Origin of the sequence: Pseudomonas sp. IT-P12 (assembly GCF_949767465.1) — a bacterium.
Lineage (GTDB): Bacteria > Pseudomonadota > Gammaproteobacteria > Pseudomonadales > Pseudomonadaceae > Aquipseudomonas.
On the sequence record NZ_CATKPY010000003.1, the window covers coordinates 150,675 to 169,301 of the forward strand.

20 protein-coding genes are annotated in these 18,627 nt (G+C 61.7%); 9 read left to right on the top strand and 11 right to left on the bottom strand.

Features of this window, described 5'->3' with window-relative positions; genetic code table 11:
- Positions 1 to 234: 234 nt before the first annotated feature.
- A complete protein-coding gene (locus ACM6IM_RS02360) occupies positions 235 to 693 on the bottom strand; it encodes a VOC family protein (protein WP_414864065.1) in 459 nt (152 codons plus the stop codon).
- A 250-nt stretch (positions 694 to 943) separates the two neighbouring features.
- Here ACM6IM_RS02360 and ACM6IM_RS02365 point away from each other — a divergent pair, with 250 nt between their 5' ends.
- The 3 genes from ACM6IM_RS02365 to ACM6IM_RS02375 all read left to right on the top strand — a co-directional run bounded on the left by ACM6IM_RS02365 (position 944) and on the right by ACM6IM_RS02375 (position 3,688).
- Positions 944 to 2,158, top strand: a complete 1,215-nt coding sequence (locus ACM6IM_RS02365) for an SfnB family sulfur acquisition oxidoreductase (protein ID WP_414864066.1) — start codon at positions 944 to 946, stop codon at positions 2,156 to 2,158.
- Between the two features lie 2 nt (positions 2,159 to 2,160).
- On the top strand, positions 2,161 to 2,826 hold the full coding sequence (locus ACM6IM_RS02370) for a methionine ABC transporter permease (protein WP_192306421.1): 666 nt from the start codon (positions 2,161 to 2,163) through the stop codon (positions 2,824 to 2,826).
- A gap of 91 nt (positions 2,827 to 2,917) precedes the next feature.
- Positions 2,918 to 3,688, top strand: a complete 771-nt coding sequence (locus ACM6IM_RS02375) for a MetQ/NlpA family ABC transporter substrate-binding protein (protein WP_371051408.1) — start codon at positions 2,918 to 2,920, stop codon at positions 3,686 to 3,688.
- A gap of 111 nt (positions 3,689 to 3,799) precedes the next feature.
- On the opposite strand, the gene soxR is transcribed toward ACM6IM_RS02375, so the two are convergent.
- Positions 3,800 to 4,258 carry a redox-sensitive transcriptional activator SoxR gene (gene soxR, locus ACM6IM_RS02380; protein ID WP_414864067.1) on the bottom strand — a complete coding sequence of 153 codons (459 nt, stop codon included), beginning with the start codon at positions 4,256 to 4,258 and terminating at the stop codon, positions 3,800 to 3,802.
- Positions 4,259 to 4,351: 93 nt separating this feature from the next.
- Between soxR and ACM6IM_RS02385 the strand changes: the two genes are divergently transcribed.
- Positions 4,352 to 4,717: an antibiotic biosynthesis monooxygenase gene (locus ACM6IM_RS02385; protein WP_414864068.1), complete on the top strand. Its 366-nt coding sequence runs from the start codon at positions 4,352 to 4,354 to the stop codon at positions 4,715 to 4,717.
- Here the strand turns inward: ACM6IM_RS02385 and ACM6IM_RS02390 are convergent.
- The 4 genes from ACM6IM_RS02390 to msuE form a co-directional block, all read right to left on the bottom strand.
- Complete coding sequence (locus ACM6IM_RS02390) at positions 4,714 to 5,817, bottom strand: sigma-54 interaction domain-containing protein (RefSeq protein WP_192306343.1); 1,104 nt, start codon at positions 5,815 to 5,817, stop codon at positions 4,714 to 4,716. The genes ACM6IM_RS02385 and ACM6IM_RS02390 overlap by 4 nt on opposite strands.
- Before the next feature lie 24 nt (positions 5,818 to 5,841).
- Positions 5,842 to 7,029, bottom strand: coding sequence for an acyl-CoA dehydrogenase family protein (locus ACM6IM_RS02395; protein WP_414864069.1), 1,188 nt, complete (start codon positions 7,027 to 7,029; stop codon positions 5,842 to 5,844).
- A gap of 71 nt (positions 7,030 to 7,100) precedes the next feature.
- Complete coding sequence (ssuD, locus tag ACM6IM_RS02400; protein ID WP_192306347.1) at positions 7,101 to 8,246, bottom strand: FMNH2-dependent alkanesulfonate monooxygenase; 1,146 nt, start codon at positions 8,244 to 8,246, stop codon at positions 7,101 to 7,103.
- Positions 8,247 to 8,256: 10 nt separating this feature from the next.
- Positions 8,257 to 8,820 carry an FMN reductase gene (gene msuE / locus ACM6IM_RS02405; protein WP_414864070.1) on the bottom strand — a complete coding sequence of 188 codons (564 nt, stop codon included), beginning with the start codon at positions 8,818 to 8,820 and terminating at the stop codon, positions 8,257 to 8,259.
- Between the two features lie 401 nt (positions 8,821 to 9,221).
- On the opposite strand from msuE, the gene ACM6IM_RS02410 reads away from it, so the two are divergent.
- From ACM6IM_RS02410 to ACM6IM_RS02425, 4 genes are all read left to right on the top strand, one after another.
- The gene (locus ACM6IM_RS02410; RefSeq protein ID WP_414864071.1) at positions 9,222 to 9,491 is read left to right on the top strand and encodes a hypothetical protein; all 270 of its coding nucleotides are present in this window, start codon (positions 9,222 to 9,224) and stop codon (positions 9,489 to 9,491) included.
- Between the two features lie 98 nt (positions 9,492 to 9,589).
- On the top strand, positions 9,590 to 10,204 hold the full coding sequence (locus ACM6IM_RS02415) for a LysE family translocator (RefSeq protein WP_192306353.1): 615 nt from the start codon (positions 9,590 to 9,592) through the stop codon (positions 10,202 to 10,204).
- A 161-nt stretch (positions 10,205 to 10,365) separates the two neighbouring features.
- On the top strand, positions 10,366 to 11,526 hold the full coding sequence (locus ACM6IM_RS02420) for a cysteine desulfurase family protein (RefSeq protein WP_414864072.1): 1,161 nt from the start codon (positions 10,366 to 10,368) through the stop codon (positions 11,524 to 11,526).
- A gap of 63 nt (positions 11,527 to 11,589) precedes the next feature.
- Positions 11,590 to 13,398, top strand: coding sequence for an aminopeptidase P family protein (locus ACM6IM_RS02425; RefSeq protein WP_414864073.1), 1,809 nt, complete (start codon positions 11,590 to 11,592; stop codon positions 13,396 to 13,398).
- On the opposite strand, the gene ACM6IM_RS02430 is transcribed toward ACM6IM_RS02425, so the two are convergent.
- A complete protein-coding gene (locus ACM6IM_RS02430) occupies positions 13,391 to 14,311 on the bottom strand; it encodes a LysR family transcriptional regulator (RefSeq protein WP_414864074.1) in 921 nt (306 codons plus the stop codon). The two genes, ACM6IM_RS02425 and ACM6IM_RS02430, sit on opposite strands and share 8 nt — an antisense overlap.
- A 104-nt stretch (positions 14,312 to 14,415) precedes the next feature.
- On the opposite strand from ACM6IM_RS02430, the gene ACM6IM_RS02435 reads away from it, so the two are divergent.
- Positions 14,416 to 15,411, top strand: a complete 996-nt coding sequence (locus ACM6IM_RS02435; protein ID WP_414864075.1) for a zinc-dependent alcohol dehydrogenase family protein — start codon at positions 14,416 to 14,418, stop codon at positions 15,409 to 15,411.
- Here ACM6IM_RS02435 and ACM6IM_RS02440 read toward each other — a convergent pair.
- From ACM6IM_RS02440 to rhtA, 4 genes are all read right to left on the bottom strand, one after another.
- A complete protein-coding gene (locus tag ACM6IM_RS02440) occupies positions 15,408 to 15,998 on the bottom strand; it encodes a 2-hydroxychromene-2-carboxylate isomerase (protein ID WP_414864076.1) in 591 nt (196 codons plus the stop codon). The two genes, ACM6IM_RS02435 and ACM6IM_RS02440, sit on opposite strands and share 4 nt — an antisense overlap.
- A gap of 32 nt (positions 15,999 to 16,030) precedes the next feature.
- On the bottom strand, positions 16,031 to 16,759 hold the full coding sequence (locus ACM6IM_RS02445) for an SDR family oxidoreductase (RefSeq protein ID WP_414864077.1): 729 nt from the start codon (positions 16,757 to 16,759) through the stop codon (positions 16,031 to 16,033).
- 192 nt (positions 16,760 to 16,951) lie between these two features.
- Positions 16,952 to 17,233 (bottom strand): hypothetical protein, encoded by a 282-nt coding sequence (locus ACM6IM_RS02450; protein WP_192306367.1) that lies wholly within the window; start codon positions 17,231 to 17,233, stop codon positions 16,952 to 16,954.
- Positions 17,234 to 17,398: 165 nt separating this feature from the next.
- A complete protein-coding gene (rhtA, locus tag ACM6IM_RS02455; protein ID WP_414864078.1) occupies positions 17,399 to 18,286 on the bottom strand; it encodes a threonine/homoserine exporter RhtA in 888 nt (295 codons plus the stop codon).
- Between the last annotated feature and the right edge of the window lie 341 nt (positions 18,287 to 18,627).

Below are 18,627 nucleotides of genomic sequence, written 5' to 3' on the forward strand. Positions count from 1 at the left end.
AAAGTACGGTCGTGGCTTTTGCCTACGCGAACCGACTGCATCTATATAAGACGGATGAGAGTTCAAAATCCCGAAGTGAATATGAAAGTAAATGTTTCCTATTTCTGCAGGCGCCTCAAAAAACAGTGGGAGCAGGCTCGCTCGCGAAGCGGGTGTATCAGCGACAGAACTGCCAACTGACACACCCTCTTCGCAAGCAAACCCGCTCCCACTTTGGGCGGACTTGTCCGGCCATCACCCCTGCTCGAACATCTCCCTGGCCCGCTGTTCGATCTGCGCCTGGGTCAGATCTTCCTTGCGCGTCGCCAGGAACCACAAATGCCCGAAGGGGTCCTTCAGCGTGCCGGACCGGTCACCGTAGAACTGATCCTTGACCTCGGACACCACGGTGCCGCCCGCCGCAATCGCCTGCTGATAGGACGTGTCCACATCCGTGACGTACAGGTGCAGGCCCACGGACGGCGCGGTATCCGGATTGCTCAAGGGGCCCTGGTCACACGGGGTGCCCAGCATGATCGGACTATCGCCGATGCGCAGTTCGGCGTGGCCGACGCCGCCGTCCGGCATGGACAGGCGCATGATTTCGATGGCGCCGAAGGCTTTCTTGTAGAACTCGATGGCCTCGGCGGCCTTTCTGATGCCCAGGTAAGGGGTGATGCCGGGATACCCCTCCGGGATGGGTTTGACGCTCATGATTCGTCTCCCTGTTCTTGTGGTGGGTGTTGCGTTGCCGATTCACTATAGGACAGGGCGCCTGGCACGTACCGAGTGCCCGACCGGGCGCAGCGTCACTGTTCAGCCATCAACAGCGAAGCAACAGAATGCCTGGCTTGCGCCTGTTCACGTCGTCTGGGAAGCCCTGAGCTGCCCGTAAACAGGGGCTTTGGCCGTCAGGCACGGAAGCTGCAACACCCTCGGTAAACACTGGTACCGAGAGACATGTATGCCTGAATCTGCCGTTTATCCGATCAATCCTCCCGCCGCCCATCGGATCGCCGATGAGGCCGAGGCCTTGCGCGTGGCCGAGCGTGTCGCCGCCGCGTTGCTGGAGCAGGACGCCGAGCGCGATCGCACGCGCCAGGTGCCTGCGCAGATCGTCGACCTATACTCCAACAGTGGCCTGTGGGGGATCAGCGTGCCGAAGGCGTTCGGCGGAGCGCAGGTGTCATACGCGGTGCTGGCGCAGGTGATCGCGATTATTTCGGCGGCCGACCCCTCCCTGGGACAGATCCCGCAGAACCACTACTGCCTGCTGGAGGACATTCGTCTGCAAGGCACTCCCGAGCAGCAGGCGCACTTCTTTGGCCTGGCGCTGCAAGGGCATCGCTTTGCCAATGCCCTGTCGGAAACCGGCGGCAAGAACGTGCAGGATATCCAGGCGACCATTCGCCCCTATGGCGATGGCCACGTCATCAACGGACGCAAGGGCTATTGCACCGGCTCGCTGTATGCCCACTGGCTGGCGGTGCTGGCGCTGGACGAGGAGCAGAAGGGCCAGTTGTCGTTCGTCCCGCGCGGCACCCCGGGGTTGGTGATCGTCGACGACTGGGACAGCATCGGTCAGCGCACCACCTCCAGCGGCACGGTGCTGGCCGAGGACCTGCACGTCCCGGCGTTCAACGTGTTCCCTACCTATCGCTCCTACGAAAGCCCGACTCTGGCCGGCCCGTTCGCGCAATTGACCACCGCCGCCATCGACGCCGGCATCGCCCGCGCCGCGTTACGGGACACCATTGCCTTCGTCCGCCAGTTTGCGCGGCCATGGATCGATGCCGGTGTGGACAAGGCCAGCGAAGACCCGCTGACCATCATTCAGGTCGGCGCCCTAGACATTCGCCTGGAGGCCGCCGAAGCGCTGCTCGAACGCGCGGGTTGGGCGCTGGATGCCGCACGTTCGGCACCTGATGAACACAATGTCGCCCAGGCGTCCCTCGCAGTTGCCAGGGCCAAGGTGCTGACCACGGAAATCGCCATCGAGGCCAGCAACAAGCTGTTCGAACTGGGCGGTACCCGTTCGACCTTGAAAAAGCACAATTTCGACCGCCACTGGCGCAACGCCCGGGTCCACACCTTGCACGACCCGGTACGCTGGAAGTACCACGTGATCGGCAATTGGCTGCTCAACGGCGTGAAACCGCCGCGCCACGACTGGTCGTGATCATGGGCGAACTGTTCAAGAACATTTATTGGGCGGACATCGGCCAGGCGTGTCTCGACACGTTGGCCATGCTCGGCGCCGCCCTCGGTTTTACCGTGCTGCTGGGCTTGCCCCTGGGCGTGGTGCTGTTCCTCACCGGCAAGCGCCAGTTGCACGAAGCCATCGGGGTGTACCGGGTGCTGTCGGTGTTGGTGAACATGCTGCGCTCGCTGCCTTTCATCATTTTGCTGATTGTGCTGATTCCCCTGACCACGCTGCTGGTGGGCACGTCGTTGGGTGTCCCCGGAACCATTCCACCACTGGTGGTCGGCTGCACGCCGTTCTTCGCCCGATTGGTTGAAACCGCACTGCGCGAGGTCGATCGCGGGGTGGTGGAAGCGACCCAGGCCATGGGCGGCACCACCTGGCAGATCATCCGCCACACCCTGTTGCCCGAAGCCCGGGGCGGGTTGCTCGCAGCGGTCACGGTGACCGCAATCGTGCTGGTGGACTACACGGCCATGGCCGGGGTCATCGGCGGCGGTGGTCTGGGCGACCTGGCGATCCGCTACGGCTATCAGCGTTTCCAGACCGACGTGATGGTGGTCACTGTGGTGCTGCTGTTGATCCTGGTCCAGGCCCTGCAAATGAGCGGTGACCGTCTGGTGGCGCGCTACAGCCGCCGCTGAACATCCGATTCCCTGATTGAAAGACGCAACGAAAACGAACGGGCCCCACGTCCACCCCACGACGGCCACCTTATCTGCCTAGGAGCGCAACATGAAAAAGACCCTGGCCATTCTGGCCGCCCTTGTGTCGTTGAGCGTTCACGCCAACGAAAAACTGACGGTCGGTGCGACACCGGTGCCGCACGCCGAAATCCTCGAGTTCGTCAAACCGACCCTGGCCAAGGAAGGCGTGGACCTGAACATCAAGGTGTTCACCGACTTCATCCAGCCCAACCAGCAACTGGCGCTGAAAAACCTCGATGCCAATTACTACCAGTACCGGCCGTTTCTCGATGACTACAACAAGACCCGTCACACCGACCTGGTGCCGGTGGTGGGCGTGCACATCGAACCCTTCGGTGCCTATTCGACCAAAATCAAGAACATCGCCGAGCTCAAGGACGGTGCCAGCGTCTCGATCCCCAACGACCCGGTGAACACCGGTCGTGCGCTGGTGCTGCTGCACGAGGCCGGGCTGATCAAGCTCAAGGACCCGAGCAACACCCTGGCGACCCAGCGCGACATCATCGAAAACCCCAAGCACCTGAAGATCCGTGAACTGGAAGGCGCATTGCTGGCACGTTCGGTCAGTCAGGTGGACCTGGCGTTCGTGTTCGCCAACTACGCGCTGGAGGCCGGAATCGACACCAACAGCGCGTTGATCGTCGAAAAGGGCAAGAGCCTGTACATCGAATTCCTCGTGGCCCGCCCGGACAACATCAACGACCCAGGCCTGCAGAAGCTGGCCAAGGCGCTGAATTCGGATGAGGTGCGGCAGTTCATTCTGACCCGCTACAAAGGTCAGATTGCGCCGGGGTTCTGAAATTTCGTTGATTTGCATTTGACGCCATCGCGAGCAGGCTCGCTCCCACAAGGATTGAAGCAATACCTGTGGGAGCGGGCTTGCTCGCGAAGGGCGTCACACTATTTCGGATCAGCCCCCCGGTTCCAGCAACTGTGCCCCGGCCCCTTGCTCGCCCAGTACATCGCCGAAATTGCGCAGCGGACACGCCTCCATCGACAGGCAGCCGCAGCCAATGCAGCCATTGAGCTTGTCCCGCAGCAAGGTCAGTTGTTGGATTCGCTCATCCAGTTCCCGACCCCACTGCGCCGACAGCACCTGCCAATCCGCCGCTGTCGGCGCCCGGTTGTCCGGCAGGGATTTGAGGGCCGCACCAATGTCCGCCAAGGGAATGCCCAGCCGTTGCGCCACCTTGATCAGCGCCACCCGCCGCAGGACTTCCCGGGGATAACGCCGCTGGTTGCCCTGATTGCGATTGCTTTTGATCAGGCCCCTGGATTCATAAAAATGCAGTGCCGTGACGGCCACGCCGCTGCGGGCGGCAAGCTGGCCGACGGTAAGTTCTTTATGCACCTGTTCCGGGGTGATCATTGAAAATGTCTCTTGACCTTGACTTAACTAGAGGTTTTACCCTGCAGGTCTTCGGATCGCAAGATTCGGCTTACACGTCAGTGGGGACTTTTCATGCAAGCGTTAGAGAAAAATCGCAGTTTCACCCAGTTGATCGAATTCGAGATCGAACCCCACCAGCAACCGGCCCTGGTATCGGCGTTGTCCCGGCAAACTGAACGCCTGGCCCAAGGGTACAGCGGTTTCCTGAGTGCGAGTATCCAGGCCAGCGACGATGGCCGACGGGTGCTCAATTACCTGCAATGGCAATCGCGTGAGGCGGGGGAGGCGGCGTTTCAGAGCTTTGAAAGCGGCGAGCAGGACTTCTGGCAGCTGATTCGCGCCCATCAGGCGAAAACCGTGACGTTCGGCTCGTTCCAGGTGCTGCACAGCCTGGAACGCAGCCCGGACAACGCGCTGCACTGCAACCTGGTGAATTAAATCGACAGCTGCATCAAACGCTCGCCCTGAACGTTTTCCGTCGGGCGGCGCTTGTTCACCGCCAGCTCACCAATCTTGATCAGCCGGGTGCGCGTGACGTTGCGGCTCAAACCCAGCAGCGCAGCGGTGTGCACCTGGTTGTAGTGGCTGAAGCGATAGGCCGCGCGCAGCAAGGCGTCCTCGACTTTTTCGTGCAGTGCGCCGGCCTGTTCCTCGAACAGTTTCTGGAAAGCCCGGTCGAGCAGGGCTTCCGGTGAATCGTGGTGATGCCCGTGGCCATCGTCCTGACGTTCGATGCGCATGTGCGACAGGCGCAGGTCGTCGCGCTCGATCACCCCGTTGCGGCAGATCAGCAGGGTATGGTGAATGACGTTCTCCAGTTCGCGGATGTTGCCCGGCCAACTGTAGCTACGCAGTTTCAGCTCGGCTTCCTTGCTGATGGTGATGGTGCCGTAGCCCAGGCGCTGGCTGTAGGCGTCGACGAAATGGCGGGTCAGCGGCAGGATATCGCCGGGCCGCTCGCGCAGCGGGCTCAACTCCAGGCTGACCACGTCCAGGCGATAATACAGGTCCTCGCGGAAATGCCCGGCGTTGATGGCTTTTTCCAGCTGTACGTTAGTCGCCGCCAGCACCCGTACGTTGATCGGAATACTTTTGCGCGAGCCCAGCCGCACCACCTCGCGTTCCTGCAGGACCCGCAGCAGCTTGACCTGGATCGCCATCGGCAAGTCGCCGATTTCATCGAGGAACAAGGTGCCGCCGTCAGCCTCTTCGAACCAGCCGGCCTTGGCGCTCAAGGCGCCGGTGAAAGCCCCTTTTTCGTGGCCGAACAGCTCGGCCTCGACCAGGGATTCGGAGAACGCGCCGCAGTTCACCGCCACGAACGGCCGGTTACGCCGGGCGCTGAGGTTGTGAATATGCCGGGCCACCAACTCCTTGCCGGTGCCGGTTTCGCCAATGATCAGCACGCTGGCCTCACTCGGCGCGACTTGTTGCAGATGCGCCAGCAGTGCCTGGGATTTCGGGTCTTCGAACACTTGGGCCGTGGCGCGGATCGAGGTGGCCAGAGCGGGCGAGGGCGGTAAGGTCAGCAGTTGCATGGGGGCACGCTCCATGTAGGCAAATTATGAATAGAAAGTCGGAATCGGCAGGGACTGGTTCAGCGCCCAATCGCCCAGTTCATGGATTTTGTAATCCACCGGGTCGTGCAGGGTCTGCGTGCGCAGGTTGCGCCAGTGGCGGTCCAGGCGCAGCGAGGCGTGAGTCGAGCGCGCGCCAGTCACTTCGAACAAGCGGCTACAGAGTTCCAGGCCGTTGCGGGTGGCGGCGACCTTGGCGGTGGCGATCGCCGTGGCGAGGTGGCCGCGCTCTTCGGCGCTGAGGCCGGGGCCTTTCGCCCAGGCCTTGTCGAGCAGCTCGGCGGCGCGTTCCACCAGCAACCGAACGCCTTCGAGCGCGACCCAGAACTCGCCGTAATGGCCGAGCACATAAGGGTCCTGGCGCACGTCCTGGGTGTTGGATTTATGCCATGGGCGGGTTTCGGTGAGGGTGTATTGTCGCGCTTCTTCGAAAGCGCCTTCGGCAATGCCGAGGAACATGTGGGTGAAGGTCAGTTGCGCGATCAACGGCCGCAGGCAGGCAAACGGCGTGCTCAATGGGCCCGGATCGAGCAGCAGTTCCGACTCCTCGACCCGCACCCGCTCGAACGAGGCGCTGCCGCTGTCGGTCTGGCGCTGGCCCATGTTGTTCCAGTCGTTGTGCAAGGTGATGCCGCTGCGACCGCTGGGGATGGCCGCAATCAGCAGCTTGCCGCCCGCGCTTTCGTCGACGGCCGAGGCGATCAGCATTTGCGAATCGCTGGCGCCGGAACAGAAGCTCTTCTTGCCGGAAAACTCACGCCAGCCGCCAAGGTCCTTGACCACGGTGCGGGTGTCCAGCGGGTTGAGGGCGTTCCCCCAGAACCAGTTCTTGCGTGCGGTCTGTTCGAACCAGGGCTGCCATTGCTCGGGGCGGGCGAACAGGCGCACGGTGGCGAGCATCAGGTGATGGAAGCCGAAGACGTGGGCAATCGAGCTGTCGACCTTGGCGAACTCGCGCACGATGTTCAGGGTGTCACTCCAGCTGGCGCCGAGGCCGCCGTACTGGGTGGGAATGCTCAAGGCCAGCAGGCCGCTGTCGCGCAAGGCGTCACGTTCGGCTTTCGGTGTACCGCCGCGCTCATCGCGTTCGACAGCCGTCAGGGCAAACTCGGCGGCCAGTCGGCGGGCGGTTTGCAGGGGGGAAATCAGGGCGCTTTGCGGCTTGGCAGTCACGCGGGGTTCCTCAATGAATTTGGCGCGATCCCCTGTCGGAGCGAGCAAGCTCCGACAGGGTTTGGCGTGGGTCAGGCCGTGGCTTTGGCGGGCAGCACGTCGTTGGCGATCATTTCGCCGAACGGCCCGGTGAGGTTGGTGACACCGCGCCCCGCCAGGCTCGCGTAAGGTTCGGGCAGTAGCGGGAACACCAGCTCGGCGAAGCGATAGGCTTCTTCGAGGTGCGGGTAGCCGGAGAAGATGAAGCTCTCGATTCCCAGGTCCGCGTATTCCTTGATGCGTGCCGCCACCTGTTGCGGATCACCCACCAGCGCCGTCCCTGCACCGCCGCGCACCAGGCCGACGCCGGCCCACAGGTTGGGGGAGATTTCCAGATTGTCACGGCGGCCGTCATGCAGCGCCGCCATGCGCCGCTGGCCTTCGGAATCGAAACGCGAGAACGATTTCTGCGCCGCCGCGATGGTCTCGTCGCTGATGTGTTCGATCAGCTTGTCCGCGGCTTTCCAGGCATCTTCGGCCGTCTCGCGGACGATCACGTGCAAACGAATCCCGAACTTCACCGTGCGCCCGTGACGGGCGGCGCGCTCGCGCACATCGGCGAGCTTCTGCGCCACGGCCGCCGGTGGTTCGCCCCAGGTCAGGTAGACATCGACCTGCTCGGCGGCGAGGTCATGGGCGGCTTCGGACGATCCGCCGAAGTACAGCGGTGGATAGGGTTTCTGCACCGGTGGATACAGCGCCTTGGCGTTCTGCACCTGCAGATGCTTGCCTTCGAAGTCCACCGCTTCGCCTTGCAACACGCGGCGCCAGATCCTGAGGAATTCATCGGTGACTTCGTAACGTTCGCCATGATCGAGGAAAATCCCGTCGCCGCGGTTTTCGTCCGGGTCACCGCCGGTCACCACGTTGATCAGCAAGCGGCCGCCCGACAGGCGATCCAGGGTCGCGGCCATGCGCGCGGAGACGGTCGGCGAAATGATTCCCGGGCGAATCGCCACCAGGTAGCGCAGGCGTTCGGTCAGGGGCACCAGGGCCGAAGCGATGACCCATGAGTCCTCGCAGGAGCGCCCGGTGGGAATCAGTACGCCGTGGTAACCGAGGCTGTCGGCGGCCTGCGCCACCTGTTTCAGGTAGTTGAGGGTCACCGGGCGTGCGCCTTGGGTGGTGCCCAGGTAATGGCCGTCGCCGTGGGTCGGCAGGAACCAGAAAACATCCATGAAGAAGTCCTTAAGCAATTTTCAGCAGATTGTTGGGGTGCACGCCGAACAACGGCGCAGCGCGTTCTGCAGCAAGACGAATGCGGGCCTTCAAGGGCTCACTGGTTATTTGATAATTGGCGAAATCGGCCTCGGTGGCGTAGACCCCGATGGGCAGGGTCAGGGCCTGGAAGAAACTGAACAGCGGACGCAACTGATGATCGAGGACCAGCGCATGGCGTTCGCTGCCACCGGTGGCAGCGAGCAGCACCGGCGTGTTGATCAGGGCGTTAAGGTCGATCAGATCAAACAGATGCTTGAGCAGTCCCGGGTAGGAGCCGCGATAGACCGGCGCCGCGACGATCAGCAGGTCGGCGGTCTCGATGGCTCGCAACTGCGCCTCGATGTCGGCCGCCAGTTCCTGACGCGACAGGGCGGCGCCCAGTGGGCGTGCGATATCGCCCAGTTCGATCAGCGTGCTTTCGATCGGTAATTGCCCGGCCAGTTCGGCCAGCAACGCCTGGGTCAGTACCAGGGTGCGGGACGGACGCCAGGTTCCGCCGGAAAGGGCGACGACTTTCAATGGACGCGACATCATCAGTTCCTTTTTGAACAGTTGCTCGGGGAGCAGTGAATAGTCACAGGGCTTGAGCAAGAGCTGTACCAAACCGCCAGGCCCAGGTATTGCGTGGCCTGCGACGCACCGACGGCTGCGCACTGTTGGTTTTTCAGGACTGTTTGTTGAATGACTGTTGCCTGGCGAACAGTTGCGTGGGCAACAGTTGGTTCAGGCGTTGGGATTGTTATAAAGCCTTACGCTTATTCCTCAAAATACGATAAATAAATATTTATAGATCCTTAGTGAATATAAGACCGCGAAGGCCCAGTCATTGGGAAAAGTCGATAGCCACTATCGAAAGCGTTGATTTCTGCCCGTCTGTGGGCGCGAGTAGCCTGTGTTCATTGCCCCGAACCCAGATGCCAGGACGCCTTATCATGAAAACGCTACTCACCCCTTTCTTGCTGCTCGCGGTCACCGTTCTTGCCGGATGTGCCAACCACGTATCCCCGGAATTGCGCCCCTACACGGCCGAGGAAACCCGGGAACTGGCGCTGGAGGCGTTGAACCGTCGTGGTTTGTCGTTCGACGAATACCACGCGAAAAAAGCCGAATTGCTCGGCCTGCCACAGAAAACCTACGGTTTCGATAAGCAGGGTGAGATGAGCGCCGAACGTGCCGTCCAACTGCATGGCCGTCCAAGCTGAGCGACTGTACCGCCCGAAGTTTCGCTCAACTGTCCATGGGTTTCCGGGGTGGCGTGCGATAGGGTCGATACCTGACCGACCCTGATGGACTGCCACCGATGACGCTTTCGCTCGACCTGCTGCTGGGCTTTGCCCTGTTTGCGCTTGTCACTTCGATCACTCCCGGCCCGAACAACACCATGTTGCTGGCATCGGGTGTGAACTTCGGCTTTAACCGCACCATCCCCCATATGCTCGGCATTACCTGCGGTTTCTTTTCGCTGGTGGTGGCGGTGGGTTTCGGCCTGGGCGCGGTGTTCCAGACCTACCCGTTGCTGTACACCGTGTTGCGATATGTCGGCGCGGCGTATTTGTTGTACCTGGCGTGGAAAATCGCCCGTTCCGGTCCGGTTTCCGACGGTGAGTCTAGGCAGGGCAAGCCGATCAGCTACCTGGGCGCCGCCGCGTTCCAGTGGGTCAACCCCAAGGCCTGGATCATGGCCATCGGTGCCATCAGCACCTACACGCCGATGCAGGGCTATTTCACCAACGTCATCGTGATCGCGGCGGTGTTTGCCGTGATCAACCTGCCGAGCGTCGGCGTCTGGGCGGCGTGCGGCACGCTGTTGCGCAATGTGCTCAAGGATCGCCGCTGGTTGCGCCTGTTCAACTGGGGCATGGCCGCGCTGCTGGTGGTTTCGCTGTATCCGCTGTTGCTGGAAAGTTTTAGCTGACGCATTGCTTCAACCCCTTGCCCGATGCCTGTTAAGCTCGCCCTCAGGAGCGTTCCTACGCACTTTTAAATGAAGTCGTACTTCCTTTACGCATCCGATCGGGTATTGCTGGTGCACCGAATTCCGGCGCTCGATCCCGGAACAAGCTCTGCGAGTCTTTTATGAATAAACGTCCGTTGTATTTCGACTACGCTGCCACCACGCCGGTGGATGAGCGAGTCATTGAGGTGATGGTCGAGTGTCTGGGGTTTGCCGGCAATTTCGGCAACCCGGCGTCCAGTTCCCATGCATTCGGCCAGCAGGCCCGGCAAACGGTCGAGCGGGCGCGCCAGCAAGTGGCCGAACTGGTCGGAGCCGATGCGTCGCAGATCGTCTGGACATCCGGCGCCACCGAGTCCAATAACCTCGCCCTCAAGGGCGTGGCCCAGGCCCGCGGGGTGTCCGGCGGCCACATCATTACCAGCCAGATCGAGCACAAGGCGATTCTCGACACGGCCAGGCAATTGCAGGACAGCGGCATTGCCGTGACCTACCTGGTGCCGGATGCGCAAGGGTTGATCACCGCGCAAGCCGTCAGCGAGGCGATGCGCGAAGACACCTTTCTGGTGTCGTTGATGCTGGTCAACAACGAACTGGGCACGCTGAATGACATCGCCGCCATTGGCGAAGTCGTGCGCGCCCGCGACGGGTTGTTCCATGTCGATGCCGCGCAGGGCGCGGGGAAAGTCCAGATCGACCTGGCTCGATTGCCGGTGGACCTGATGTCCTTTTCGGCGCACAAGCTCTATGGCCCCAAGGGCATCGGCGCGCTGTATGTCGGGCCCCGCGCCCGTGAGCGCGTGCTGGCGCAGATTCACGGTGGCGGCCACGAAGGCGGTTTGCGTTCCGGTACGCTGGCGACCCATCAAATTGCCGCCATGGGCGTGGCTTTCGCGTTGGCGGCACAAGTGTTCGATGAAGAGAAGGCCACCATCGTGCGTCTGCGCCAGCGCTTGCTCGATTCGCTGCTGAGTCTGCCCGGGGTTCGGCTCAATGGCAGCCCGACCCAGCGCATTCCCCATACCCTGAGCCTGACCTTCGGCGAAGGCGAGTTCAATCCAGCGGCGTTGAGTGCCTCGATCGCGTTTTCCGCGACCTCGGCCTGCAACTCCGCGAGCAATTCGCCTTCCCACGTGTTGCTGGCCCTGGGGCATGATGCCCGTTCGGCGAGTCGCACCGTGCGCTTGAGCCTGGGTCGTTTCACCACGGAGCAGGACATCGACCAGGCGGTACAACTGATTAAAGCCAACTGCGCCAGTGCTCCGGCATTCTGGGCGACGTGACCTTGAAGTGCCGACGCCGATCGGCACTCGACAATAATGATGAAGTGGTTAGCAGGAGACATGATGAAAACGCAGCCTTCGATCAACGCATCGGTGCCCGAGCGCCTGGCGCACACCCGCGAGCTGATGAGCCGGGAGGGTATTCACGCCCTGCTGGTGCCGTCGGCCGACCCGCACCTGTCGGAATACCTGCCGGGTTACTGGCAGGGGCGGCAATGGTTGTCGGGGTTCCACGGTTCGGTCGGCACGCTGATCGTGACCCCTGATTTCGCCGGGGTCTGGGCCGACAGTCGTTACTGGGAACAGGCGACCAAGGAGCTCAAGGGCAGCGGCATCGAGTTGGTCAAGCTGCAACCGGGTCAACCGAGCCCGCTGGACTGGCTGGCCGAGCAAACCCCCGAAGGTGGCGTTGTCGCGGTGGACGGCGCGGTGATGGCCGTGGCTTCGGCGCGGACCCTGGGCAGCAAGCTCGAAGCGCGCGGTGCACGCCTGCGTACCGACATCGATCTGTTGGATCAGGTCTGGAGCGATCGCCCGGCGCTGCCGAACGAGCCGATCTATCAGCACTTGCCGCCACAGGCGACCGTCAGCCGTGGCGAGAAACTCGCCAGCCTGCGTGAAACGCTGAGTGCCAGTGGCGCCGATTGGCATTTCATCGCCACCCTCGACGACATCGCCTGGCTGTTCAACCTGCGCGGTGGCGACGTCTCGTTCAACCCGGTATTCGTGTCCTTTGCCCTGATCAGCCAGCAACAGGCGACCCTGTTCGTGGCCCTGAGCAAAGTCAGCGCCGAGCTGCGCGCGGTGCTTGAGCAGGACGGCATCACCCTGCGCGACTACAGCGAAGTGGCCGACGCCCTGCGTGCCGTGCCGAGTGGTGCCAGCCTGCAGGTGGATCCGGCGCGCGTGACGGCAGGGCTGCTGGACAACCTGGACAGCGGTGTGAAGCTGGTCGAGGGCCTGAACCCGACGACCCTGGCCAAATCGCAGAAAAGCCTGGCCGATGCCGAACACATCCGGCGCGCCATGGAACAGGACGGCGCGGCACTGTGCGAGTTCTTCGCCTGGCTGGAGTCGGCCTGGGGCCGCGAGCGCATCACCGAACTGACCATCGACGAACACCTGACCGCTGCGCGGGCGCGCCGCCCGGATTACGTGTCGCTGAGCTTCAACACCATTGCCGCGTTCAACGCCAATGGCGCCATGCCGCATTACCACGCCACCGAGCAAGAGCACGCGGTGATCGAAGGTGACGGCCTGTTGCTGATCGACTCCGGTGGCCAATACCTGGGTGGCACCACGGACATCACGCGGATGGTGCCGGTCGGCTCGCCAACCGATGAGCAGAAGCGCGACTGCACCCGCGTGTTGAAAGGCGTGATCGCGCTGTCCCGTGCGCAGTTCCCCCGGGGGATTCTGTCACCGCTGCTGGACGCCATTGCGCGCGCGCCGATCTGGGCGGAGAACGTCGATTACGGTCATGGCACCGGCCACGGCGTCGGTTATTTCCTCAACGTTCACGAAGGTCCGCAAGTGATTGCCTACCAGGCCGTGGCAGCGCCGCAGACCGCGATGCAGCCGGGCATGATCACCTCGATCGAACCCGGCACTTATCGTCCGGGTCGCTGGGGTGTGCGCATCGAGAACCTGGCGTTGAACCGCGAAGCGGGCAAGAGTGAGTTCGGTGAATTCCTCAAGTTCGAAACCCTGACCCTGTGCCCGATCGACACCCGGTGCCTGGAGCCGTCGCTGCTGACGACCGAGGAAAAGCAATGGTTCAACGCCTATCACGCTGAAGTGCGCGAGCGCTTGAGCCCCCTGCTGGATGGCGCGGCACTGGAGTGGTTGAACACTCGCACGGCGGCTATCTGATCGGCTTGAGTTCAGGCGCTGCCTGCAGCGCCTGGCTCATGTAATCGACAAAGGCTTTGACCCGGGCGGATTGGCGACGATTCGCCGGGGACACCGCGTGTATGGGCAGCGACTGCGCAATGTAGTCGGGCAGAATCTCCGTCACTCGACCCGCTTTCAGGTCTTCGCTGAACAGCCACACTGGCGACAGCGCAATCCCCAGCCCTGCCAACACCATTTCGCGAATGGCCTCCGAATTGTTGCTTTGCGCGTTGCCGTTGATCCGTACTTCGTGTCGTTGGTCATCGTTTTCGTACACCCACAGGTTATGACTGCTCAACAGGTTGAACGGCAGGCAGTTGTGCTCTCTCAGCGCTTGCGGTGATTGCGGGTGGCCCCGTCGCTGCAGGTAGTCGGGGGCCGCGACGGTCACGCGATGGGTGGTGCCGATGCGACGGGCGATCAGGCCGCTGTCGTTCAACTCGCCGATTCTGAACGTGACATCCAGGCCTTCACTGATCAGATCCTGGTTTTGATCATTCAATTGCAGGTCAATATCGAGGTCGGGATGGCGCTTGAGAAACTCCGCCAGGCGCGGGGCAATTTGCAAACGCCCGAAACTGACCGAAGAGCCGATGCGCAGGTGACCGGCGATACTTTCCCGGCCTGACTGGAAACTCAGCTCGGCAGCATCGACTGCGGCGAGGATGTTTCGGCATTCGTCGTAGTAGCGCTGACCTTCGTCGGTCAGGGACAGCCGACGGGTGCTGCGGGCAATCAGCTTGCCACCCAGCTCGCTTTCCAAGGCCCGCAGGACTTTGCTGATGGTTGGCTGGCTGGTTTTCAGCTCTCGGGCAACGGCCGAGAAGCTGCCACGTTCGACGACCCGGACGAAGATCGCCATTGCATTGAGTTTGTCCACAGCAATTCTCATTCATGCCAAAGGGGCATGGTTACTATAGCTATATAGGGTCTTATCAGCATGAGTCGACAGGAAGAAGATTTATCCCACAGCCACCACTGATGGGAACTTGCGAAATGACTGACTCACTGGAAATGCGCGCTTTGATCGTCGACTCGGCTAACGCACCGCTGCGCCTGGTGTCCATGGCGCGGCCGACGCCGCAAGCCGGACAAGTGCTGGTCCGGATCAAGGCCAGTGGTCTCAACCCGCTGGACGGGAAAATCCGTGCCGGCCAGGCAGCCCATGCACATCAACCGTTGCCGGCGACGTTGGGCATTGATCTGGCAGGAATCGTTGAGGCTGTCGGGGAGGGCGTGAGCGATTGGCGTCCGGGCGATGAGGTCTACGCCATGGCCACGGGGATTGGCGGTGCGCAAGGCTCGTTGGCCGAGTATGCCGCAGTCGATGCGCGGCTCCTGGCGCCCAAGCCCGGCAACCTGAGCGCCCGCGAAGCGGCGGGATTGCCGTTGGTGCTGATCACCGCATGGGAAGGGCTGGTGGACCGGGCGCGGGTGAGCGCGGGCCAGAAAGTGCTGATTCACGGCGGGGCGGGTGGTGTGGGTCATGTTGCCGTGCAAATCGCCCGTGCGTTCGGGGCCGAGGTCTTTGCCACAGGGTCCGCGAGGCACCAGGCAACCATCGAAGGGTTCGGTGCAACCTTCATCGATCGCAGGAGCCCGGTCGAGCAGTATGTGGCGCAACATACCGCCGGGGAGGGATTCGATATCGTCTACGACACAGTGGGCGGCGAAACCCTGGATGCCTCATTCAAGGCTGCGCGGGTTTACCACGGGCATGTGTTGAGCTGCCTTGGCTGGGGACAACATAGCCTGGCGCCGCTCTCGTTTCGTGGGGCAACGTATTCCGGAGTGTTCACGCTGTTGCCGTTGCTCACCGGTGTGGGTCGCGAGCATCACGGGCAGATTCTTCGCGAGGCGACGCGATTGATCGAGGCGGGCTCGCTCAGGCCGTTGATGGACCCTCGCGCGTTCACGCTGGAGACCGCCGAGTCCGCCCACGAGCTGCTCATCTCGGGAGCGGCACAGGGGCGGTTGGTCGTCGACATTTAGCGCAAGGCTTCAAGAACGAATTCGAGCCGATCCTGACCGAAGAACAATTGGTTATCGACAAACATGCTCGGCGCGCCGAACACACCGCGTTCAACCGCCTGTTCGGTGTTGGCCTTGAGCACGGCCTTGACCTCCTCATCTGTGGTCAAGGCCAGTACCTCATCGGGATCGAAACCGTGCCGGGTCAGAACCGTAGCGACGGTCGCCGGGTCATCGAGGCTGCGCGCCTCCAACCAGAGGGCGTAAAACAGGCAATCGATGAACGCCTGAAAGCGTTGGGGATGGCGCAACTGCATGCCGGTGACGGCGCGCATGAGCATGAGGGTGTTGATGGGGAAGTTCGGATTGTATTTCAGCGTCACGCCATAGCGCCTGGCATAGCGATCCAGGTCCTGGAACATATAGCGGCCCTTGGCCGGGACGGTCACGGGGGAGGCGTTGCCAGTGGCTTTGAAGACGCCGCCCAGCAATATCGGAATGTAGATCAGTTGGCTGCCGGTTTGTGCACAGATGCCCGGCAGCTGGGTGTAGGCCAGGTAGGTCGCGGGGCTGCCCAGGTCGAAGTAGAACTCCACGGTTTTGCTCATGGTCGGTGCGCTCTTTATTGTTGTAGGGAGGCTTACCAGCGTTCGTTCCAGGGGCGCAGATCCAGCTCGAACGTCCAGGCGTCCCGGGGCTGGTTGTGCAGGAACCAATAATTCTCGGCTATGTGTTCGGGATCAAGGATGCCGTCCTGATCCTTGGTGGCGTATTTCTCGGGGAAAGACTCGCGAATGAAATCAGTATCGATGGCGCCGTCGACGACGACGTGGGCCACATGAATATTCATCGGCCCCAGCTCACGGGCCATGCTTTGGGCCAATGCCCGGATGCCGTGCTTGGCGCCGGCGAATGCCGCAAACCCGGCAGCACCCCGCAGCCCCGCCGTCGCCCCGGTGAACAGGATAGTGCCCCGTTGACGCTTGACCATGCGCTTGGCCACTTCGCGAGCATTCAGGAAGCCGGAGAAACAGGCCATCTCCCAGATCTTGAAATACTTGCGCGCGGTTTCCTCGAGGATACTGCAGGGCACATTGGCGCCGATGTTGAAGACGAATGCTTCGATGGCGCCGACCTGGCTTTCTATCTGCTCGATCAGCGCAATCACATCCTCTTCCTTGCGCGCATCGCAGGCAAAACCGTGGGCTTCTCCGCCAGTGCCGTTGATGGCGTCCACCAGAGGCTGGAGTTTGTCGGCACTGCGCCGGGTTACGCAGGCGACAAAGCCTTCCTGTGCAAAACGCCTGGCGATTGCGCCGCCGGTGGCGTCGCCTGCACCGACCACCAATACGACCTTCTTGTTATTCATGTTGAGGTCCCTTGCTAAACGATCGTTGAGTGAACGGACGTTATGCCGGGGATTGGAGGGGCGTCAAGAAGGTGAATGGCGGGAGGGGCGATGTTTCACCCGGCGCACGCAAGCCGCGAATTCAGCGAGGGTTGCCGAACGCCGGAGGCGATGAGATGAGCCGTCAGATCTGCGTGGAGAGACGGCATCGATCTATTTGCAGATGACGATCATGCTGCGGCTGGTATAGCCGGCGGGATTAAGGCCAAACGGATAGTCGCCGGGTTCTTCCACGCCATCCCCCGACTTGGCGATGACTTTGTAACCCTTGGGTGCGCACGAATTGGCGGCGCTGGTGTAACACTTGTCCCACGAGGACGACAGCCCGGAGCAGTTGATGTGCAAACCTTTCTTGCCACGTTTGGTGTGGGTTTCCGAAGTCGCCGCGCAGCCTGCAATCGCAAGTACGGCGATCAGTATCAAAATTCGTTTCATTGCTGTCCTTAACGCGTCCCGGGTCTTCGTGCCCGGGTCTGGCAGTATCCGCTTTCGCTGAAGCGTCTCTGATATCCCTATCCTGAAAAGTCCATGTCTGAAATTAAGTGCGGGCTAAACATGGCCTAAATGAGCGGTAAATGCCAGAGTTTCGTCAAACCCGTGTCAGTCTGCCGCGATTGCTGGCTTGGCCGTACTGCCCATGGTCAAGGTCGCGCCCACGGAAGCCAGAATGATGCACAGGATGGCCAGCCATTGTGACAGTGTGAGGAATTCCTGCAGGAACAGCAGACCCGATAGCGCGCCGAACGCGGGTTCGATACTCATGAGCGTGCCGAACGTGCGGGTCGGCATTCGCGTGAGAGCGACCATTTCCAGGGTATAGGGCAGGGCGGTGGACAGCAGGGCGACGCCGATCGCCACCGGGATCACCGAGAATGTCAGCAGCGCGGTGCCCGCATGGGCGATGCCGAAAGGCGTCACGAACAATGCGGCGATCATGACGCCCAGTGCAGCCGTTTGTACGCCATTGTCGGCACCGGCCTTCTGCCCGAAGAGAATGTAGAGAGCCCAGCAGACGCCCGCCCCCAAGGCATAACCGGCACCGAGGGGATCGATGCCGGAGGTCGTTGCACCTGTCGGTATCAGCAGCATCAGGCCGGCAGCGGCAAGAGCGACCCACAGGAAGTCGATCGCGCGGCGCGAAGCATAGATGGCGACCGCCAGCGGGCCGGTGAACTCCAGCGCAACCGCGATGCCCAGTGGCACCGTGCGCAAGGACATATAGAAGAGAAGGTTCATGCCCCCCAACGCAATCCCGTAGACGATCACGGTGCGCAGGGATTTGGCCGTGAGCTTTGCGCGCCAGGGGCGCAGCAGCAGGAGCATGATCACGCTGGCAAAGATCAATCGCAGCGTCGTGGTGCCTTGGGCACCCACCACCGGGAACATGCTTTTGGCCAGAGAAGCTCCAGACTGGATCGAAGCCATGGCTATCAACAGCAGGCCAACCGGGAAGAGGGTAGAGGCAAGGCTGCGGGGTTGGTCTTTCATCAGGTGGCATCATCCAGGGCAGACAGCAGAAGCTGATTGTAGTTTGAGCAATATACTGCGCATTCCTGATCGGCGCGTCTATATATAAGCGGGTGTTTTCGAAACGTCTGATAGAAATCCTGAATTAGGGGTTGACGGCAGATTCTGGACGTCTATAATTCGCCCCACTTCCGGAGCAGTCGAAACGGAAAACTCCTTGGTAAACAAAGAGTTACGCGATTTTCGGCAGCGAGTTGCTTCAGGTCATCGAAGCCTGGAAGGAGTCGGTCAGGCAGTATGTAGTCGCTTGATGGACGGTTCGATCTTCTCGGTCGAAAGCGGTGAAAAAGAGGTGTTGACAG